The organism is Flavobacterium potami (assembly GCF_020026915.1).
Classification (GTDB): domain Bacteria; phylum Bacteroidota; class Bacteroidia; order Flavobacteriales; family Flavobacteriaceae; genus Flavobacterium; species Flavobacterium potami.
Genome location: NZ_JAINUY010000009.1, coordinates 99,825 through 119,762, shown reverse-complemented (window position 1 = coordinate 119,762; position 19,938 = coordinate 99,825). Strand labels below are relative to the sequence as shown.

The 19,938-nt window shown below is 35.1% G+C and carries 11 protein-coding genes; all 11 read left to right on the top strand.

Translation table 11 applies throughout. The features are described from left to right. The first annotated feature begins 137 nt into the window (after positions 1-137). The 11 genes from K6T82_RS22200 (at position 138) to K6T82_RS22150 (ending at position 19,936) form a co-directional block, all read left to right on the top strand. Positions 138-1,079, top strand: coding sequence for an ROK family protein (locus tag K6T82_RS22200; RefSeq protein WP_223710826.1), 942 nt, complete (start codon positions 138-140; stop codon positions 1,077-1,079). A 60-nt stretch (positions 1,080-1,139) separates the two neighbouring features. Continuing rightward, complete coding sequence (locus K6T82_RS22195) at positions 1,140-2,174, top strand: LacI family DNA-binding transcriptional regulator (RefSeq protein ID WP_223710824.1); 1,035 nt, start codon at positions 1,140-1,142, stop codon at positions 2,172-2,174. 716 nt (positions 2,175-2,890) lie between these two features. After that, positions 2,891-5,995 carry a SusC/RagA family TonB-linked outer membrane protein gene (locus K6T82_RS22190; protein WP_223710822.1) on the top strand — a complete coding sequence of 1,035 codons (3,105 nt, stop codon included), beginning with the start codon at positions 2,891-2,893 and terminating at the stop codon, positions 5,993-5,995. 12 nt (positions 5,996-6,007) lie between these two features. Further along, positions 6,008-7,633, top strand: a complete 1,626-nt coding sequence (locus K6T82_RS22185) for a RagB/SusD family nutrient uptake outer membrane protein (RefSeq protein ID WP_223710819.1) — start codon at positions 6,008-6,010, stop codon at positions 7,631-7,633. A gap of 26 nt (positions 7,634-7,659) precedes the next feature. Further along, complete coding sequence (locus K6T82_RS22180) at positions 7,660-8,784, top strand: SusE domain-containing protein (protein ID WP_223710817.1); 1,125 nt, start codon at positions 7,660-7,662, stop codon at positions 8,782-8,784. Between the two features lie 59 nt (positions 8,785-8,843). Then, a complete protein-coding gene (locus K6T82_RS22175) occupies positions 8,844-10,028 on the top strand; it encodes a glycoside hydrolase family 76 protein (RefSeq protein ID WP_223710816.1) in 1,185 nt (394 codons plus the stop codon). Positions 10,029-10,128: 100 nt separating this feature from the next. After that, complete coding sequence (locus tag K6T82_RS22170; protein WP_223710814.1) at positions 10,129-11,937, top strand: glycoside hydrolase family 2 protein; 1,809 nt, start codon at positions 10,129-10,131, stop codon at positions 11,935-11,937. A gap of 3 nt (positions 11,938-11,940) precedes the next feature. Further along, the gene (locus K6T82_RS22165) at positions 11,941-14,235 is read left to right on the top strand and encodes a GH92 family glycosyl hydrolase (protein WP_420828332.1); all 2,295 of its coding nucleotides are present in this window, start codon (positions 11,941-11,943) and stop codon (positions 14,233-14,235) included. 39 nt (positions 14,236-14,274) lie between these two features. Continuing rightward, on the top strand, positions 14,275-15,708 hold the full coding sequence (locus K6T82_RS22160) for a glycoside hydrolase family 125 protein (protein ID WP_223710812.1): 1,434 nt from the start codon (positions 14,275-14,277) through the stop codon (positions 15,706-15,708). Positions 15,709-15,737: 29 nt separating this feature from the next. After that, entirely contained in the window at positions 15,738-17,915 is a 2,178-nt protein-coding gene (locus tag K6T82_RS22155; RefSeq protein ID WP_223710810.1) for a GH92 family glycosyl hydrolase, read from the top strand. Between the two features lie 59 nt (positions 17,916-17,974). Next, complete coding sequence (locus tag K6T82_RS22150; RefSeq protein ID WP_223710808.1) at positions 17,975-19,936, top strand: glycoside hydrolase family 97 protein; 1,962 nt, start codon at positions 17,975-17,977, stop codon at positions 19,934-19,936. The last annotated feature ends 2 nt before the right edge of the window (positions 19,937-19,938 follow it).

Below are 19,938 nucleotides of genomic sequence, written 5' to 3'. Positions count from 1 at the left end.
TTTGACAATAAAGTATCAAATGCCGAAAAACTTTCTTTCTAGGTTTGAAAAATTATATATGGTTCCGGAAAAATCATATTATCAATAAAAATAATGAATTGAATTGATTATAAAAGAACAATTAAAATGAATAAGAAATGTCAATAACAATAGGTGTAGATATTGGCGGAAGCCACATAAGCAGTGCTGCCATAAATGGTAATGACTTTGTAATAATTCCTCAAACATATTTTAGCGGACCAGTAGACAGTAAGGCTTCAAAAGAAGTAATCATAAAAAAATGGGCAGAGATAATCAACCAAACGATTGTGGCTGTTCACAAACACTCAGAATATTCTTCAAATGATAAAATCGGAATTGCTTTTTCTATGCCGGGGCCTTTTCAATATGAAAGCGGAATTGCAATGTTTGAAGGAAATGATAAGTATGAATCTTTGTACAATGTCTGTGTATCAGAAGAACTTATAAAATATTTAAGTACTAAAAATGTAAGCTTTAGATTTCTTAACGATGCCAGTTGTTTTGGAGTAGGAGGATGTCTTGGCGAAAATACTCTTGAAGCCAATAAAGTAATTGCAATTACTCTAGGGACAGGTTTTGGAGCTGCTTTTTTAGATGATAAATTACCTGTTACACAAGGAGATAATGTTCCGCATAATGGATGTTTATGGGATAAAACCTTTAAGGATGATATAGCAGACAGTTACTTTTCTACGAGATGGTTTTTGAATGAATATGAAAAAATCACGGGTAAAAAATTGACAGACGGAGTAAAGGAAATTGCTTCCATTGAGAATTTTTCAACAGCTAAAATTTTTGATGATTTTGCCAATAATTTAAGTGAATTTTTGATTCCGTTTATAAAAGATTTTGATGCAGATGTGCTTATCATAGGCGGTAATATCGCCAAATCGCATCGTTTGTTTTTGTCGAAATTGAAAGACAATCTGAAAAATAATAATCTAGATTTGGCTATTTCTATAGTAGAAAACACCGAACAGACGAGTATTTTAGGGTCTAGTTATCTGTATAATGAAGTTTTCTGGGAAAGAATTAAGACCGAGCTTCCATATTTTTAATATGTAATACTTTACTATATTTGAACAAAATTGTGGATTTAAAATAAAAAGAATCTAAAAATGAAGAAAAAACCTGTTTCTATTAGAAATATTGCCGAGGAATTGAAGATATCTGTAACAACAGTGTCTTTTGTATTGAATGGTAAAGCAAAAGAAAAGCATATTTCTAAAGAGCTTACAAAAAAGGTTTTAGATTATGCAAAACTAATTAATTATAGACCTAATCAGGTAGCACAAAGTCTTAGGACAGGAAAATCAAAGTTATTGGTTTTTATGGTAGAAGATATTTCGAATAATTTCTTCTCTCAATTGGCTCGTATATTTGAAGATATTGCTTACGAAAAAGGGTATAAGGTAATTTTCTGCAGCAACGAAAATGATGATGACAAAGCCAATGAGCTTATTACCTTATTTAGTTTTCGACAAGTTGACGGATTTATTATTGTTCCTTCTCCAGGCATACGAGATACAATTGAAAATCTGGTAAAAGATAATATTCCGGTTATTTTATTGGATAGATTTTATGAAGGTTTGGATTGTAACAGCGTTGTAATTGATAATGAACAAGCTTCTTTTGACGCCACGCAACATTTAATTGATAATAAGTTTAAGAATATCTGTTTTATTAGTACCGCTTCAGACCAAAGTCAGATGTATGGGCGTTTGCACGGATACGAAAAAGCAGTAGAAGTTAATGGTTTAGAACCGCATATTCTTCAGATTCCGTTTAATGAAATTATAAAAGGAAAAGGGAAGGAGTATATTAAAAAGTTTTTCGAGCAAAATAAAGATTTAGATGCTGTTTTCTTCTCTACTAACTATCTTGCACAAAGCGGATTGGAAGTTTTAAAAGAAACCAATCAGAACTTAATTAAAGATTTAGGTCTAATTGCTTTTGACGACAATGATATGTTTAAAATATATGATCCAACCATTACATCGGTCGCTCAGCCTTTAGTAGAAATTAGTACTAAATTAATGGAAGTAATGCTTCCTCTATTAAAGAAAAAAGATATCTCCGAGACAACCCATCAAAAAATAGTCTTAAAAACAGAATTGATCATTCGAGAATCATCATTAGTAAAACAAAAATGATTTAAGCGAATAAAAAAATAAGAAAACCTGAAATCAGCCAGTTTGGTGATTTTCAGGTTTTTTTATGTCTTTCAAATTTTAAAAAGTAAAGCTTTCGTCTCGATTATATCTTTATTTAAAGCTTATAAAATGTCAATTCTCAACTCTTTTATCTGAAGTCTTTATTCTATTTTCTCATCTAGAATTTCAGTCTTTCCTCTTGTATCTTTCGTCTATATTTCTGATCCAGAATTTCAGTCTTTCCTGTTCCATCTTTATTCTATAATTTTCGTCTTTCATCGTCCGTTTATCTACTTTCATCTTTTATGCGCTGTCTTTCGTCTTTTTTAAATGTTAAATTGTGTAAAATCCTTGCTACTTTCATTTTAACTTTAAATTAAGTCTTTGATTTTATGATTGTTTTACAACGTTTTCGTAAGCTTTCTTTGAATTATTTTCATAATAATGCTTAAAATACGAAAATGTATTTAAAAATTAACATTAAAATTATATTTAGTAAAAAAAATTTTTTTTTACTAAAACGTTTTAGTATGTTTGCTAAGAGTTAATAAGTTATCATAGTGTTTTTTAGTTTTTTTAACGATTAAGAATTCCGGAACCATTTAATCAATCGAAAAACTTTTGCACTGTTTTACTATTTAAGCAGGTTCCTCTCCAAACCTTCTTTCATTTTTATTATTGACTCAATTATTGCTAACTAACCAAAATATTTCATGATGAAACATTCGAAATGCAGAATGAAAAAAATGCTCCGTGTGCATTTTTTTCTCACAATTGCTTTGCTTTGCTGCGGGTATAACCATGTTACTGCGCAGAATCAAAAAACTCAGGTTTCCGGGGTTATAACTTCTCTCTCAGATCACCTTTCTCTTCCGGGTGCTACTGTTTTAGATGTAAGTGATCCAAGAAATGCAGTTAACGCGGATTTTGACGGACGCTATACTATTGCATTAAAAAATGGTAGTACGACTTTACGATTTTCTATGATTGGATACAAATCAGTAGATGTAAAGGTGGATAATAAAAGTGTTATTAATGTAACTATGGACTTAGATGTAGCAGCTTTAGATGAAGTTGTTGTGGTAGGTTATGGTACGCAAAAAAAGAAGAAAGTTGTCGGAGCCATTGATCAGGTTAATAATGAGGCTTTTCAAGGACGACCAAACGTAAATACTACTTTAGCTTTACAAGGAAAAGCTCCAAGTTTAACCATTCAGCAAACAAATTCTGAACCTGGTGCAGGACTAAATCTTAATATTAGAGGTGTCAGTACATTAGGAAATAACAGTCCGCTGATTGTTATTGATGGAATTGTAGGTGGTGATATCAATGCTCTAAACCCAGCCGATATAGAAAGTGTTTCGGTTCTTAAAGATGCGGGTAGTGCTGCCATCTACGGATCTAGAGCAAGTAACGGTGTTGTTCTTATTACGACCAGAAAAGGAAGTAAAGGAAAACCGATGACTATTCAGTATAGCAGTCTTGCTGGATTCAATACACCAAAGTTTTTTACAGAACCTGTTCATGGATATGAAAATGCCATGTTGAGAAATGAAGCAGCTTTTAATTCTGGTGAATCTACAGCAGTTTTTTCTGCAGCAAAAATTGCTGAATTGAAAGCTAAAGGAGATACAGAATGGTTTGCAAAGGAAATTGTAAAACCTGCTCTACAATTAAATCAGAATCTTTCGTTTTCTGGAGGCAGCGAAAATTCAACTTATTTGGTTTCTGTAGGTTATTTGGATCAGGAAAGTAATTTTGTTGGACCAAAGAAAGGTATGGAACGTTACAATTTCAGAATCAATCTTACCAATGAATATGGCAAATTTAAACTGACTTCTACATTAGCTTATTCTAAACAAAAAATTACAGATCATTCTTCAAGCACAAGTACTTTAATGGTAGATGCTTTCAGGGTTCCATTATATTACACACAAAAAGATGAAGATGGAAATTTCCTTACTAATGATGTTTTACAGCAATTTAACTCTTTAGGTATTTTAGAAAAAGGAGGTTTTAGAAAATATGATAACGATGATATTTTTGGAGCTTTAAATGCTGAATATAAAATAACAAGCGACTTAAAAGTAAAAGGTGTTTTTGGAGGACGTCTGTGGTCAGGAAATATGTATGGGAGAACAATTCAGGTTGATTTCTTGCCACAAGGTGTCTATGGAGCAGATCGTGACACTAATGAAGAAAACCAAAAAACGCTTGATTTGAATACGCAGTTTATGCTGGAATACACCAAAAGTTTTGGAAATCATAACGTAAGTGCTTTGGTTGGTCTTTCTAATGAAAACCGCTCAGAAAGAAGATCAGCATTATATACAAAATTCAATGATCCGGATTTAGGAACTCCAACAAGTGAAACGGTAATTGGGAAAAATTCATATGCTTCTAACGGAACAGATCCTAACGGAAATCCAGCTTCTTCAACTAGTAGTTTGAATTCGCTTTTCGGTCGTGCAGGATATGATTATAAAGATAAATATTTCGCTGAATTTAGTTTCAGATATGACGGTTCATCAAAATTTAGAGATGATGTTCGTTGGGGATTCTTTCCATCGGTTACTGTAGGGTACGGACTTACAAAAGAGGATTTTATGGAAAGCTACAGAGATAACGTAGGAAATATTAAATTGAGATCTTCTTATGGTATTTTAGGAAATCAGAATGTTGGAAACTATCAGTATCAAACCACTTATTTCACGTTCCAAAATGCATACGGATTCAATAACAGTGCCTTAAGCGGTACTGGTTATAACTTTGCCAACCCAGATATTCAGTGGGAAAAAGCAGCTACATTTAACGTAGGTTTGGATGCTGATTTCTTTAAAGGAGCTTTAAGTTTCTCATTTGATTTCTTCGACAAAGTAACTTCAGATATTTTGGTTCCACCTCAAGTTCCTGGAGTTTACGGAACAGATCTTCCTGACTTTAACTCTGGTAAAGTTGGAAACAGAGGATGGGAGTTAACAGCAACTTATCGTCATAAAGGAAAAGCCGTAAATCAAAGTTTGACTGTAAATTTTGGAGATTCAAAAAACAAAGTACTTGAATTTGGCGGACAAGAAAGATTAACAGGAGTAGAAGAACTTCAGGTTATTCTTCGTGAAGGATTGCCTTTCAATTCTTATGTTGGTTTAAAAAGAGACGGATATTTCCAAAGCGTTGAAGAAATTCAAGGCGCAGCAGTTCCGGAAGGAATTACGGTTCAGCCTGGAGATAACAGATATGTAGATGTAAATAAAGATGGTAAAATTGATGACAATGATAAATTCGTTTTCGGAAATCCATTTCCTAGATATACTTTCGGAGCGACATACAACATCGATTACAAAAATTTTGATTTAAGCGTTTTCATTCAGGGAGTTGGAAAAAGAACCATGATGATTAGAGGGGAACTTGTAGAGCCTTTTCACTACAATTATGGTATGACCATGTATACACATCAATTGGATTACTGGACACCACAAAACCCAGATGCGAGATATCCTCGTTTGGCTAACAACGGAACACAATCGAATACAAACAACTTCAGAAGAGGTTCAGATATGTATTTATACGATGGAGCTTACGCAAGACTTAAAAATGTTCAGTTAGGGTATTCATTGTCTCCTGATGTTGCTGAAAAATTAGGGATGAGCAGATTCCGCGTATATGTTTCAGGACAAAACTTGTTGACATTGTCTAAAGTGAAATTCGTTGATCCAGAACTTTCTGAGTTCAATAACAGTATGTCGACAAGTGGAGCAAACAGCGGTAGAGCTTATCCATCGCAGGTATATTACGGAATGGGTATTGATGTTAGCTTTTAAAAAAGAAATAAAATGAAAAATATACTTAAACAAATAAAATTCATACCAGTAGTAGCAATTTTACTATTGACGAGTTGTGAAGATCTTGATCAGGTACCTGAAAACCAATTTACAGATACAACTTACTGGACAAGTGTAGATAAAGCGCAGACTTTTTTGAATACAGCTTATTCGCAAATGCAGAACAGCCAGTATTTCTTTTATAATGAAGCACTTTCTGATAATGCATACAATGGAAGAGGAGACAATGCAGGAGCAGCATCTATTGGCGCCGGATTGTACGATCCTTCTTTAGGAAGAATCAAAGATGAGTGGAAAAACAGATATGCAGGTATCAAAACTTGTAACTTAATTCTAGAAAATATTGATCGCGTTCCAAATGCCGATGCAACAGTTATTGCAAGAATGAAAGCAGAGACACGTTTTTTGAGAGCTTTTCAGCATTTTCAGTTGACAACTTGGTTTGGTGATATTCCGCTTTTAAAGAAAGATCCCTCTTTAGAAGAAGCTACATCAGTAACAAGAACTTCTCACGCTGAAGTGATTCAATTTATTTTAAGCGAACTGGATGCTATTATTCCTGCATTGCCAAAAAACACACAATTAGCTGAAGCTGACAGAGGAAAAATTACTGTTGGTGCTGCTGTAGCTTTAAAAGCAAGAGTGTTGTTGTATGAAGGAGATTGGGCTGGAGTTGCTCAGGTAACAGAGCAATTCATCGCAAACAATTATGGTCAATACGGTCTTTTTGCATCTTATGAAGGCATGTTTCTTCCCCAAAATGAATACAATAGCGAGGATATTTTAAGCTTGCAATACGTTCCGCAATTCAGAATGTGGGGAGAATTTTTTGATATGGCGCCTCTTTCTGCAGGAGCAAGATTAAATGCTTTGGCTCCAACTCAGGAGTTAGTAGACAGTTATTTAATGATGAACGGAAAGAAAATCAATGAAGCGGGGTCTGGTTACAATGAAAACACGCCTTACATCAACAGAGATCCTAGATTAACAGCTACTGTAGTTTATGATCAATATGTTTGGAAAGAAGCTGACGGTTCTTCTCATGTTATTTATATTAAACCGGGCTCTTCGCCAGGAAATCCAACAGACGAATTCGTACAAGGATCTTCTGCAACTCCAACAGGTTATTACACGCGCAAATACTATGATCCGCAACATATAACGTCTTTAAATTCAGGTTTAAACCTAATGTTGTTCCGTTATGCAGATATATTATTGATGTACGCTGAAGCGAAAAATGAATTGAACCAAATGACAAGTTCAGTTTGGGATCAGACCATTAGAGCATTACGAGTTCGTGCAGGTTTTACAGATGGAGCTGCTTTAGGATTTAATAGTGCATTAGGACAAGCTGGTCTTAGAGAAGTAATTAGAAATGAGCGTCGTACAGAACTTGGAATGGAAGGTTTAAGAATCTTCGATATCAGAAGATGGAAAATTGCCGAGAATGTTTTAAATGGTTATGCACACGGAGCAAAATTCGGAGTGTCTTCTGTAGACAATGGTTATTTGAGAGTAAACTTAAGAACTTTTGATCCAGCTAAGCATTATTTATGGCCAATACCAAGAGATGAGCGTTTGATTAATAGTAATTTATCTCAAAATCCAAACTGGTAAAACTAACTAACCTAATAAATAAAATCATGAAAAATATATATTCAAAAGTAGTATTAATACTATGCGCAGTTTTTCTAGTAAGCTGTGACAACGAAGAAATGAATCATACGAATGTAAGTGCTGTAAACGCATTGTATTCACCGGCAAATAATAAGTTTTTTGATCTAGGAGCACAGAGTTCAGCTGTTTTCGAATGGGAAGGCGCAAAAGCGGAAGACAACGGAGTAGTACTTTATGATGTGGTTTTTGACAAAGAAAATGGAGATTTTTCTAATCCAATCTACACGATTCCTTCTGATGGAAACGGATTTCAAAAAACGTTGAATCTTTCTTTTACAGAATTGAACAAAATTGCGGCTTTGGCAGGAATTCAGTCAGAAGCAATCGGAAAATTAAAATGGACTGTGTATTCTTCAAAAGGAATTAATGTTCAAAAATCCACTGTTTCTAGTGTAATTGAAGTGCAAAGACCTGGTGGTTTCCCAACTCCCGATCAATTATTTATAACAGGTACAGCTTCTGAAAACGGAGAAACAGTAGCAGATGCACAAGCATTCAAAAAAGTTGGAGCAACTTCTTTCGAAATTTATACAAAACTAAAAGCAGGATCATACAAATTCATTTCTAGAAAAAATGGAACTCCAGAAGTATTCTACATCGAAGAAGGTAAATTAAAACAAGACGGAGCAACTACTTTTGCAGGAGAAAGCAAAGTATACAAAATCAGAGTAGATTTTAGTGACGGTTCAACAAAAATTACAGAAATCAAAAAAATCGAATTATGGTTCCCACCAGAAAGCAAATATTTATTTGAATATACTTATGCTGGAGGCGGAATCTGGAAAGCGGCAAACAAACCAATCAGTTTCAGACAGGAATCTTGGGGTAGAGATGAGCGTTACAAATTTAAGTTTACTGTAGTAAATGGTGCTACAACATCAGAAGAATGGTATGGAAGTATCAACGGAGATAACAGTAGACCAGACGGTGCAAATGTGGCGGCTTCTTATTGGTACATGGTTCCTGTAACAAGTGATTTCTGGAACAACTGTTTCAAATTTGCTTCTGCAGTAGACAACAAAAGCGTAAATGCAGAAATTAACTTTAGTGCGACTGCACCTGCTTATACACACAGTTTTACAGTTTTATAAAATAACCCTAAACGTCTCTTAAAAGATGTTTTAAGAGACGTTTTTTAAATGAATATATTATGAAAAAATTATTTTCAATGCGTCGTGGTATCATTATGCTAAGCGCTATAGGATTGGGGTTATCGACAATTTCTTGTGATGATGAGGCGATTCCATTGCGTGATCCAAATAGTACGGGCGGACAGGAATTTAAATATACTTGGTCTCAAACAGCCGATTCTTTGCAGACTTCAACCTATAATAATTATTTAGGAACGAATGGTACATTTATAGAAAACAACACCGGAAAAAGTACTTTCAATTATTGGCCGAATGCACACGTTTTGGATGTTTTGGTAGATGGTTTCTTAAGAACCGGAAATGAAAATTACAAAACAAGAATGAAAGCTTTGGTACAAGGAATCAAAGTTAAAAATGGTAACAATACCTATAATAATGTTTTTAATGATGATATGCTTTGGCTTGCTAATTCATGTCTTCGTGCTTATGATGCAACAAAAGATCAGGAATACAAAGATGTTGCGGACTATTTATGGGGAAGAATAAAATTAAGTTGGAGTGATGTTTTTGGAGGTGGAATTACTTGGAAACAAGATACACCAAGACAGAAAAATGCAGTTTCAAATGGTCCTGCCGTAATTCTGGCAATGAGATTATATGAAATCGATAAAAAAGCAGACGATTTAGACTGGGCTAAGAAAATTTATGCATGGCAAAAAGCGAATCTGGTAGATCCGGTTTCAGGAACTGTTTGGGATAATATTTCGGAAGTTAATGGCGTAATTACAACTAATAAAGACTGGGTTTTCACCTATAACATGGGAACATGGATCGGTGCTGGTCTAAGATTGTACAAAGCAACAAACGATCAGACTTATCTTGATGACGCAGTAAAATGTGGAAGAACGGTTTTAACGAGTCCAAAATTGCTTTCTGAAGGACTTTTAAGAGATGAAGGTCAGGGCGACGGCGGATTATTCAAAGGAATTCTAGTTCGTTATTTCGTAGAACTTACAGAACATCCAACAATCAATTCGACGGATAAAGAAAAATTTGCTGCATTCATGAAGTTTAATGCACAGACATTCTATAAAAAAGGAATTTTAAGACCTGGAATGTTTTCTGGAAGCAACTGGAAAGTAGCGCCTGCAGCAGGATCCAACACTGATCTTACAACCCAATTGAGCGGGGTTATGTTAATAGAGGCAGCTGCCAAACTGGATAAAGATGGTTATTTTAAGTAATTAGTTTAAGTAGTATTTGTTAGTAATTTTTGTAACACCTGAAGGTTATAAAAAGCCTTCAGGTTTTATAGTATTCTATTGAACCTCAAGAAATATCATAATGAAGAATAAAATCAGCATAATACTTTTTCTCTTTATCGGCTTAAATTGTATTGCACAATGGAAACCGCAGGGAGACAAGATAAAAACAAAATGGGCAGAACAAGTAGATCCCAAAAATACGCTTCCAGAATATCCAAGACCAATAATGGAAAGAAGCCAATGGAAAAATCTTAACGGTTTATGGAACTATGCAATACAACCAGCAGGACAAACTGCGCCAAAAGAATATGATGGAAAAATACTCGTTCCTTTTGCTGTAGAATCAAGCCTTTCGGGTGTAATGAAAACAGTTGGTTCAGAGAAAGAACTTTGGTACGAAACCACTTTTACCGTTGACAATTCATGGAAAAATAAAGATATCTTATTGCATTTTGGTGCAGTAGATTGGAAAACAGAAGTGTATATTAATGATATTAAAATAGGAACTCACACAGGAGGCTACGTTCCTTTTAGTTTTAATATTACGCCTTATTTAAACGGAAAATCACAAAAATTAGTGGTTAAAGTTTGGGATCCGACAAATGATGGAACACAGCCAAGAGGAAAACAGGTTAAAAATCCAGAAAGCATTTGGTACACTCCTGTAACCGGAATTTGGCAAACCGTTTGGTTGGAGCCGGTAAATAGAAAACATTTTACTAATTTGCGTACTACACCGGATATTGATCGTAATACCATCAATATCAAGCCTGAAATGGAAGGAAGTACAACAGGAGATCTTGTTGAAATTACGGTTTTAGACGGTACAAATACAATTGCATCTGAGAAAGCGGTTGCGGGACAATCGTTAGATATTGTTTTAAATAATCCGAAATTGTGGTCGCCAGATACACCATTTTTGTACGATATTAAAGTAAAATTGATTAGTGGAGGAAAAGTAGCTGATGAAGTAAAAAGTTATTTTGCTATGCGTAAAATTTCTTCAAAAAGAGATCATAATGGCATTGTTAGAATTCAATTAAACAACAAAGATTGTTTTCAATTTGGTCCTTTAGATCAAGGTTGGTGGCCTGACGGATTGTATACTGCACCAACTGACGAAGCTTTAAAATACGATTTGGTTAGAACCAAAGAATTAGGTTTTAACATGATTCGTAAACACGTAAAAGTAGAACCAGCAAGATGGTACACGCATTGTGATAAAATGGGAATTTTGGTTTGGCAGGATATGCCAAGCGGAGATGCTGGTCCGATTTGGCAAATGCACCAATATTTTGAAGGGACAGAATTAAAAAGAACAGCGCAATCTGAGGAAACCTACAAAAAAGAATGGAGAGAAATTATGGATCATTTGTATTCTTATCCAAGTATTGTGGTTTGGGTTCCGTTCAACGAAGCTTGGGGACAATTTAAAACGGTTGAAATTACAGAATGGACTAAAAATCATGATCCAAGTAGATTGGTTAATTCGTCAAGCGGAGGAAATCATTTTCAAACGGGAGATATGTTGGACATTCACCATTATCCTGGACCAGAATTGAAATTGTATGATGCGAGAAGAATCACTGTTTTAGGAGAATATGGAGGAATCGGACTTCCGGTTACAGGACATCTTTGGCAGACAGATAAAAACTGGGGTTATACGCAGTTTAAAAATACAGATGAAACAACCGCAAAATATAGAGAATATGCAGATCAGTTGATAAAACAGGCCAAAGTAGGTTTTTCTGCAGCGGTATATACGCAGACAACAGATGTAGAAGGTGAAGTAAATGGTTTTATGACGTATGATCGTAAAGTGGATAAAATGAATTTTTCTGAAGTAAATAAAATCAACAAAGAAGTAATTAATTCCATTAATAATTAAGTTGTGAAAAAAATTAAAAACTCCATCGTCTTCGCACTTTTCACTTTCACTTTTGTAAGTGCACAAAATTTGCAGGTTATAACGCCTCAGCAGCCTATTGATTGGGTGAATCCATTAATTGGAACAGATTCAGATTACGGAATTTCAAATGGAAATACGTACCCTGCAATCGCAATGCCGTGGGGAATGAATTTCTGGACACCGCAAACAGGAAAAATGGGCGATGGATGGGCTTATACCTACAAATCAAACCGAATAAGAGGTTTCAAACAAACGCATCAACCATCTCCGTGGATGAACGATTACGGTCAGTTTTCTATAATGCCGGTGACAGGTGATTTGAAATTTAAAGAAGAAGAAAGACAAAGCTGGTTTTCGCATAAAGCAGAAACCGTTACACCTTATTATTACAGCGTTTATCTGGCAGATCATAATGTTACAACAGAAATTACGCCGACAGAAAGGGCAGCAAGATTTCGATTTACTTTTCCGGAAACAGACAAAGCGTATATCGTAATCGATGCATTTGATAAAGGTTCGTATGTAAAAATTATTCCTTCTGAAAGAAAAATTATCGGTTACACCACTAAAAACAGCGGTGGTGTTCCTGAAAATTTTAAAAACTATTTTGTGATCATTTTTGATAAAGATTTTCAACTGAATTCAACTTTCAGCGGAGATGTTTTAGGAAGTGCTTTAGAAATGAAAGCAGACCACGCGGGAGCGGTAATTGGTTTTAAAACAAAAGCCGGAGAAAAGGTAAATGCTCAGGTTGCTTCGTCTTTCATCAGTTACGAGCAAGCTGAATTAAACCTAAAAGAAATAGGCTCGAATAATTTTGATCAGCTTAAAGAAAAAGGAAAAGGGGTTTGGAACAAAGAATTATCCAGAATTAAAGTAGATGGAGGAACTTCTGATCAATTCGGAACCTTTTATTCTTCATTGTATAGATCGCTTCTTTTTCCAAGAAAATTTTATGAGTACGACAAAAGCAATAAAGTAGTGCATTACAGTCCGTACAACGGAAAAGTTTTGCCGGGTTATATGTTTGCCGATACCGGATTTTGGGACACCTTTAGAGCGCTTTATCCATTCTTAAATTTAATGTATCCGGAATTGAATACACAAATGCAGGAAGGTTTATCAAATGCATTTAACGAAAGCGGCTGGCTTCCGGAATGGTCAAGTCCGGGATTGCGTGATATTATGGTCGGAAATAATTCTGCTTCAATCGTGTCTGAAGCCTATTTGAAAAGCGGAAAAGTAAAAAGCTACGATATCGAGAATTTATACAAAGCTTTGATTCACGGCGCAAATAATGCGGGTCCGATGAAAGCAGTCGGGCGTGCGGCAGCTGATTCTTATAATGCTTTAGGATATGTTCCAAATGATGAAGTTAACGAAAGTGCTGCCAGAACATTGGAATATGCATACGACGATTTTGCCATTTATCAATTAGCGAAAGCTTTAAAGAAACCACAATCAGAAATTGATTTGTATAAAAAGAGGAGTTTAAATTATAAAAACCTTTTCGATCCGAAATATAATTTGATGCGTCCAAAAAATAAAGACGGAAAATTTATGGAGCCGTTTGATCCTTTTCAATGGTTTAACGGATTTACAGAAGGAAACAGCTGGCATTATTCATGGTCTGTTTTTCACGATGTACAAGGTTTGGTAAATTTAATGGGAGGAAAAGAAGTCTTTGTTTCTCAATTGGATAAAGTTTTTTCTGCTCCACCTGTTTTTGCAACAAAGGATTTTACTGGTGGTGTAATTCACGAAATGAGAGAAATGCAGATTGCCAATATGGGACAATATGCGCATGGAAATCAGCCTATTCAACACATGATTTATTTGTATAATTATGGAGGCGAACCGTGGAAAGCGCAATATTGGGTAAGAGAAACCATGAACAGAATGTATCACGCCACGCCAGACGGTTACTGTGGAGACGAAGATAACGGACAAACTTCTGCTTGGTACGTTTTTTCTTCTTTAGGATTTTACCCCGTAACTCCAGCTTCTGATCAATATGTGATTGGCGCACCATTATTCAAAAAAGTAACGATTCAGCTTGAAAATGGAAAGTCGATTACGATTAATGCTTCAGCAAATAGCGATCAGAATCGATACATCAAGGAGATGAAAATGAATGGAAAATCACATACCAAAAACTGGCTAAGCCATTCTGAATTAATGAAAGGCGCGACTTTGGATTTTGATATGTCAGCAACACCAAACAACAAAAGAGGAATCAATAAAGAAGATGTTCCTTACTCTTTATCAAACGAATAATAGAAGGTTCATCCTTCAGAATTTTTAAAATATAGCATTATGCAAAGAAGAAAATTTATCCAAAACACTGCATTATTTGGCAGTCTGGCGCTTATCAATCCTATGGAAATAATTGCCAGCACAAAAGATACAATTGCAGATTTTCCAATTGTGAGAGTTCCTAAAAACAAAAGAAATTTTGAAAGTGAGTTTATTGAAAAAACAATTGCTGAATTTCAAAAAAATGTAAAGGATAAAGAGTTAGGATGGTTGTTCAATAACTGTTTCCCAAATACGCTTGATACGACTGTCACGTATTCACAAAAGAATGGACGTCCTGATACTTATGTAATTACAGGAGATATTGACGCGATGTGGTTAAGAGATAGTTCTGCGCAGGTTTGGCCTTATATGGCGTTTGCAGGAAAAGATGAAAAATTGAAAAACCTGATTGCCGGAGTAATCAACAGACAGACTGAATATATTCTGAAAGATCCGTATGCGAATGCATTTTACAATGATCCAAACAAAAAAGGCGAATGGACAACCGATCATACCGATATGAAACCGGGTGTTCACGAAAGAAAATACGAAATTGATTCACTTTGTTATCCAATTCGTTTGGCTTATAATTATTGGAAAAACACCAAAGACGTTTCTCCATTCGATGAAAATTGGGTAAAAGCGATTAAAACGACTCTAAAGACTTTCAGAGATCAACAGCAAAAAGATGGAAAAAATCCTTATACTTTCCAAAGAACAACACAATTTGCAACTGATACAAGACCTTTAAAAGGTTATGGATATCCTGTAAAACCAGTTGGATTGGTATGTTCTGCTTTCAGACCAAGTGACGATGCTACTGTTTTTTCTTTCTTGATTCCTTCAAATTTCTTCATTGTGGCGAGTATGAATCAGGCTGCAGAAATGATGGAAGCTATTAAAAAAGATACTGCAACTGCAAAAGAATTGAGAGCTTTAGCTGATGAAGTTTCAAAAGCAATTAAAGAACATGCCATTGTAAAACATCCAAAACACGGAGATATTTACGCCTTTGAAGTAGACGGATTTGGAGGTCACTTAATGATGGACGATTCTAACGTTCCAAGTTTATTGAGTTTGCCGTATTTGGACGCAATCGACGTGAAAGACCCAATTTATCAAAATACGAGAAGATTTGTGCTTTCAGAAGATAATCCGTTTTTCTTTAAAGGAAAAGTGGCTGAAGGAATTGGCGGACCTCACGTTGGTATGGACATGATCTGGCCAATGTCATTGGTAATGAGAGCCTACACTACATCTGACGCTAACGAAATTAAAAATTGTATCAGAATGCTTAAAGCATCTCACGGAAAAACTGGATTTATGCACGAATCTTTCCACAAAGACGATGCGAAAAATTTCACCAGATCGTGGTTTGCCTGGACGAATACATTATTTGGCGAGCTTTTATGGGACACTTACAAAACCAATCCCAAATTGCTTGAGTTATAACTTGTAACCGATTTTAATTTTTTAGAATTATGAAATTAAGAAAGAAAATAATACTCGCGACACTTACACTGTCTTTGGCGAGCCTGAATACTATTGCTCAAAAATCAGGAGGAGGCCTTGCAAAAGGAAAATATACAGCGCTTGTAAATCCCTTTATTGGAACAGCACCATTATTAGATACCAAAATCATTGGTTACACACCTCCAAAAGACATGCGTGTCTGGGCAGGTTTGGTTTTTCCGGGTTCTTCTGTTCCAAATGCGATGGTTCAGTTAAGTCCAATGACAAAATACAGATCCGGAGCAGGTTATGAATATGAAGATACCGAAATTTTAGGTTTCACGCATACCAATAAAGGACATTGGAATTTATGCCATATTCCGTTGTTACCAGTTTCAGAAGGTGCGTCATTTCCGTATAAATCCTCTTTCAGTCACGATCAGGAAAAAGCAAGTCCGGCTTATTATGAAGTGTATTTGAAAGATTATAATGTTCAGGTAAAACTGACTTCAACTTTGCGTTGCGGAATTCACGAATATACTTTCAAAAACAACAAAGGAAGAAAAGTACTTTTTGATTTAGGAAGAGCCAACAATCACGTAGACGACTGGCAAATCAAGCAAGAAGGCGCAAATGCAGTAAGCGGTTTCCAGAGAACAGGAGGAGAAAAAATATACTTTTATGCAACTCTTAGCAGCCCGATTGAAAAGTTGAACACAAAAGATATGGCAAAAAGTGGCGGTTATACTTTAATAAACATCAAAGATGGCGATAATAAACCTGTAACTGTAAAAATTGCATTGTCATTTGTAAGCGTAGAAAATGCATCAGAAAATTTAAAAGCAGAAGTTGGCGATAAAACCCTCTCAAAAGTTTTTGAAGAAGGAAGTTCAGAATGGGAAAAACTACTTTCTAAAATTCAGGTAAAAGGAGGAACAGATCAGCAAAACGTAATGTTTTACAGCATGTTGTACAGATCATTTTTATGGCCGGCTTTAAGAAGTGATGTTAACGGGCAATTTACAGACGAAGCAGGAAAAGTCCGTAAAGAGAATTATCGTTATTATACACTTCCTTCATTATGGGATGATTACAGAAATAAATTGGTTTTATTGAGTATTTTTTCTCCAGAGGTTACGGCAGATGTCATCAGTTCGATTATTAACGAAGGAGAAATAAAAGGTTTTATTCCGACATTCTTTCACGGAGACCACGCAGCCTCTTTTATTGCAGGATCTTACATGAGAGGAATTCGAAATTATGATGTTAAAAAAGCTTACGAGTTATTATTAAACAATGCTTACAAAGAAGGCGGAACAAGACCACATATCGCTGAATATATCGCAAAAGGATATGTTCCCGAACAAGATATAAAAAATCCTGTTGTAGAAACGGTTGCAAATGCCGCAGTTACTAAAACATTAGAATATGCTTATGACGATCATGCACTTTCTTTATTAGCCAAAGAATTGAATGATACCGAACATTACAACGATTTGGTAAAACGTTCTAAAAATTACGTCAATGTTTTTGATAAGGAGTCGACTTTCATGCGTGGAAGATTGGCTGATGGAAAATGGATTACGCCTTTTAATCCGGAGTTTCCATATTATGAGTACATGTACAGAGAAGCAAACGCATGGCAACTTTCGTTTTTTGTACCACACGATATGCCGGGATTAGTGAAGTTATACGGAGGAGAAAAACCGTTTGAAGCTAAACTAGATGAATTTTTCACAAAACCTTGGAATCCAAAATATATCGCTTGGAATATTTCTGGTTTTATCGGACAATATTGCCACGGAAATCAACCGGATCATGAAGCGCCGTTTTCGTATTATTTCATAAACAAACCTGAAAAATCGCAGAAAGTGATTGATGAAATTTTAGACACGATGTACGGAATTGGTCCTGAAAAACTAGCGATGAGTGGAATGGATGATGCGGGAGAAATGTCTTCCTGGTATGTTTTTGGAGCTTTAGGATTGTATCCTTTATCACCGGCAGATCCTGAATACATTGTAACAGTTCCTCTTTTTAAAGAAGTTTCTTGGACAACTCCGCAAGGCAAAAAAGTAACCTTGAAAAATCCGAATGGAAAAAGAAACTTAGAAGCTATTAAAGTAAATGGTTCTAAAATCAACAGCTATTTCATTTCTCACGATTTATTTAAAAATGGTGGCGAAATACAGGTTGAAACAAAGTAATATATAACAAAACAACGTCTCATTTTTAGTGGGACGTTGTTTATATAAAACAATTTTATATGAAAAGAATAAAACTATTTGTGTGTCTTTTTTTGTTTTTGGGAGTTTGTCATTCGTATTCTCAAAAAACAAATTTTGAATTGACTTCGCCAAATGGAGAACTAAAAGTTTCGATCAATTTAGGAGATAAGATTTATTATTCTATTTCGGCAGGAAATGAAATATTAACGACTAAAAATCATTTGGGATTATTTCTTAAAAATGAAAATTTAGGCATAAATCCAAAACTAACCAACAGCAAAACCGGAAAAGTAAATGAGGTTTTAAAACCTGCAATTCCATTAAAATTTTCAGCAGTTCCTAATTCGTATAATTATTTACTTTTAAATTTTAAAGGAAATTATTCTGTTGAATTCAGAGCTTTTGATGAAGGAATCGCTTATCGATTTATTACATCTAAAAAAGGCGAAATTGAGGTTTTAAATGAAGAATTTGCAGTGAATTTTCCAACAGATTATCTCGTTCATCTACAACAGACAGGAAGTTTTAAAACTTCTAGCGAAGAAGAATATTCGCATATCAATTCTAGTGAATGGAACGCATCAGCTAAAATGTCTACACTTCCCATTTTAGTAGATTCTAAAAAAACATACAAAATATTAATCAGCGAATCGGATTTGTCTGATTATCCGGGAATGTTTTTAAAAGGAACTGGAAATGGAGCAGTTTCTACTTTTCCGAAAACACCTTTAGATTTTGGTCCTGACGGCGATCGAAGTCTTAAAATTTTAAAAGAAGCAGATTACATTGCTAAAACCTCAGGAACGAGAAATTTTCCGTGGCGTTATTTTGTCATTACCAAAAATGACAAACAGCTTATTGAAAATACGATGACCTTAAAATTAGCTCCAAAAAGCGAGTTAAAAGATGTTTCTTGGATCAAACCTGGACAAGCAAGTTGGGAATGGTGGAATGGCGCAACACCTTATGGACCAGACGTCAATTTTGTTTCGGGTTATAATTTAAACACCTATAAATATTACATTGACTTCGCATCCAAATTCGGAATCAAATACATTATTATGGATGAAGGCTGGGCGAAATCTACAACCGATCCCTATTCGCCAAATCCAGATGTCGATGTTCATGAATTAATTCGCTACGGAAAAGAAAAAAATGTTGGAATCGTTTTATGGCTGACCTGGCTGACAGTCGATAAAAACATGGAACTTTTTAAAACCTTCAAAGACTGGGGAATCGCTGGAGTAAAAATCGATTTTATGGACCGAAGCGATCAGGTTATGGTCAATTATTATGAAAAAGTAGTCAAAGAAGCAGCTAAAAATCAAATATTTGTAGATTTTCACGGTGCGTTCAAACCTTCTGGTTTAGAATACAAATATCCAAACTTAATCTCTTACGAAGGAGTGAGAGGAATGGAGCAAATGGGAGGTTGCAAACCAGACAACAGTTTGTATTTTCCGTATATGCGAAACGCCGTAGGCCCAATGGATTATACGCCTGGAGCCATGATCAGCATGCAGCCGGAAGTGTACAGATCCGAAAGACCAAATTCGGCAAGTATTGGAACCAGAGCCTATCAAATGGCTTTATTTGTTGTTTTTGAAAGTGGTTTGCAAATGCTTGCTGATAATCCAACACTTTATTACAAAGAAAAAGAATGTACGGAGTTTATTACTTCGGTTCCAACAACTTGGGATGAAACCGTTGCATTAGAAGCAAAAACAGGACAATATGCAATCGTTGCCAAAAGAAAAGGCACAAAATGGTTTATTGGTGGTATAACAAACAATGCTGAAAAAGAACGCACTTTTAAATTGAATCTTAATTTTTTAAAGTCTGGAAAATCGTATAAAGTAACTTCATTCGAAGACGGAATCAATGCCAATTATCAGGCAATGGATTATAGAAAAAAGAATTTTGAAGCAAATTCTAATGCTGTTATCGAAGTAAAAATGACTCGAAACGGCGGATGGGCTGCTGTTCTAGAAGAAATTTAAAG

Excerpts from the sequence above, each read along its gene's own strand:
- K6T82_RS22180 (WP_223710817.1), top strand. The coding sequence starts at position 7,660 with ATGAAAAATATATATTCAAAAGTAGTATTAATACTATGCGCAGTTTTT.
- K6T82_RS22150 (WP_223710808.1), top strand. The coding sequence starts at position 17,975 with ATGAAAAGAATAAAACTATTTGTGTGTCTTTTTTTGTTTTTGGGAGTT.
- K6T82_RS22190 (WP_223710822.1), top strand. The coding sequence starts at position 2,891 with ATGAAACATTCGAAATGCAGAATGAAAAAAATGCTCCGTGTGCATTTT.
- K6T82_RS22155 (WP_223710810.1), top strand. The coding sequence starts at position 15,738 with ATGAAATTAAGAAAGAAAATAATACTCGCGACACTTACACTGTCTTTG.
- K6T82_RS22200 (WP_223710826.1), top strand. The coding sequence starts at position 138 with ATGTCAATAACAATAGGTGTAGATATTGGCGGAAGCCACATAAGCAGT.
- K6T82_RS22160 (WP_223710812.1), top strand. The coding sequence starts at position 14,275 with ATGCAAAGAAGAAAATTTATCCAAAACACTGCATTATTTGGCAGTCTG.
- K6T82_RS22170 (WP_223710814.1), top strand. The coding sequence starts at position 10,129 with ATGAAGAATAAAATCAGCATAATACTTTTTCTCTTTATCGGCTTAAAT.
- K6T82_RS22175 (WP_223710816.1), top strand. The coding sequence starts at position 8,844 with ATGAAAAAATTATTTTCAATGCGTCGTGGTATCATTATGCTAAGCGCT.
- K6T82_RS22185 (WP_223710819.1), top strand. The coding sequence starts at position 6,008 with ATGAAAAATATACTTAAACAAATAAAATTCATACCAGTAGTAGCAATT.
- K6T82_RS22195 (WP_223710824.1), top strand. The coding sequence starts at position 1,140 with ATGAAGAAAAAACCTGTTTCTATTAGAAATATTGCCGAGGAATTGAAG.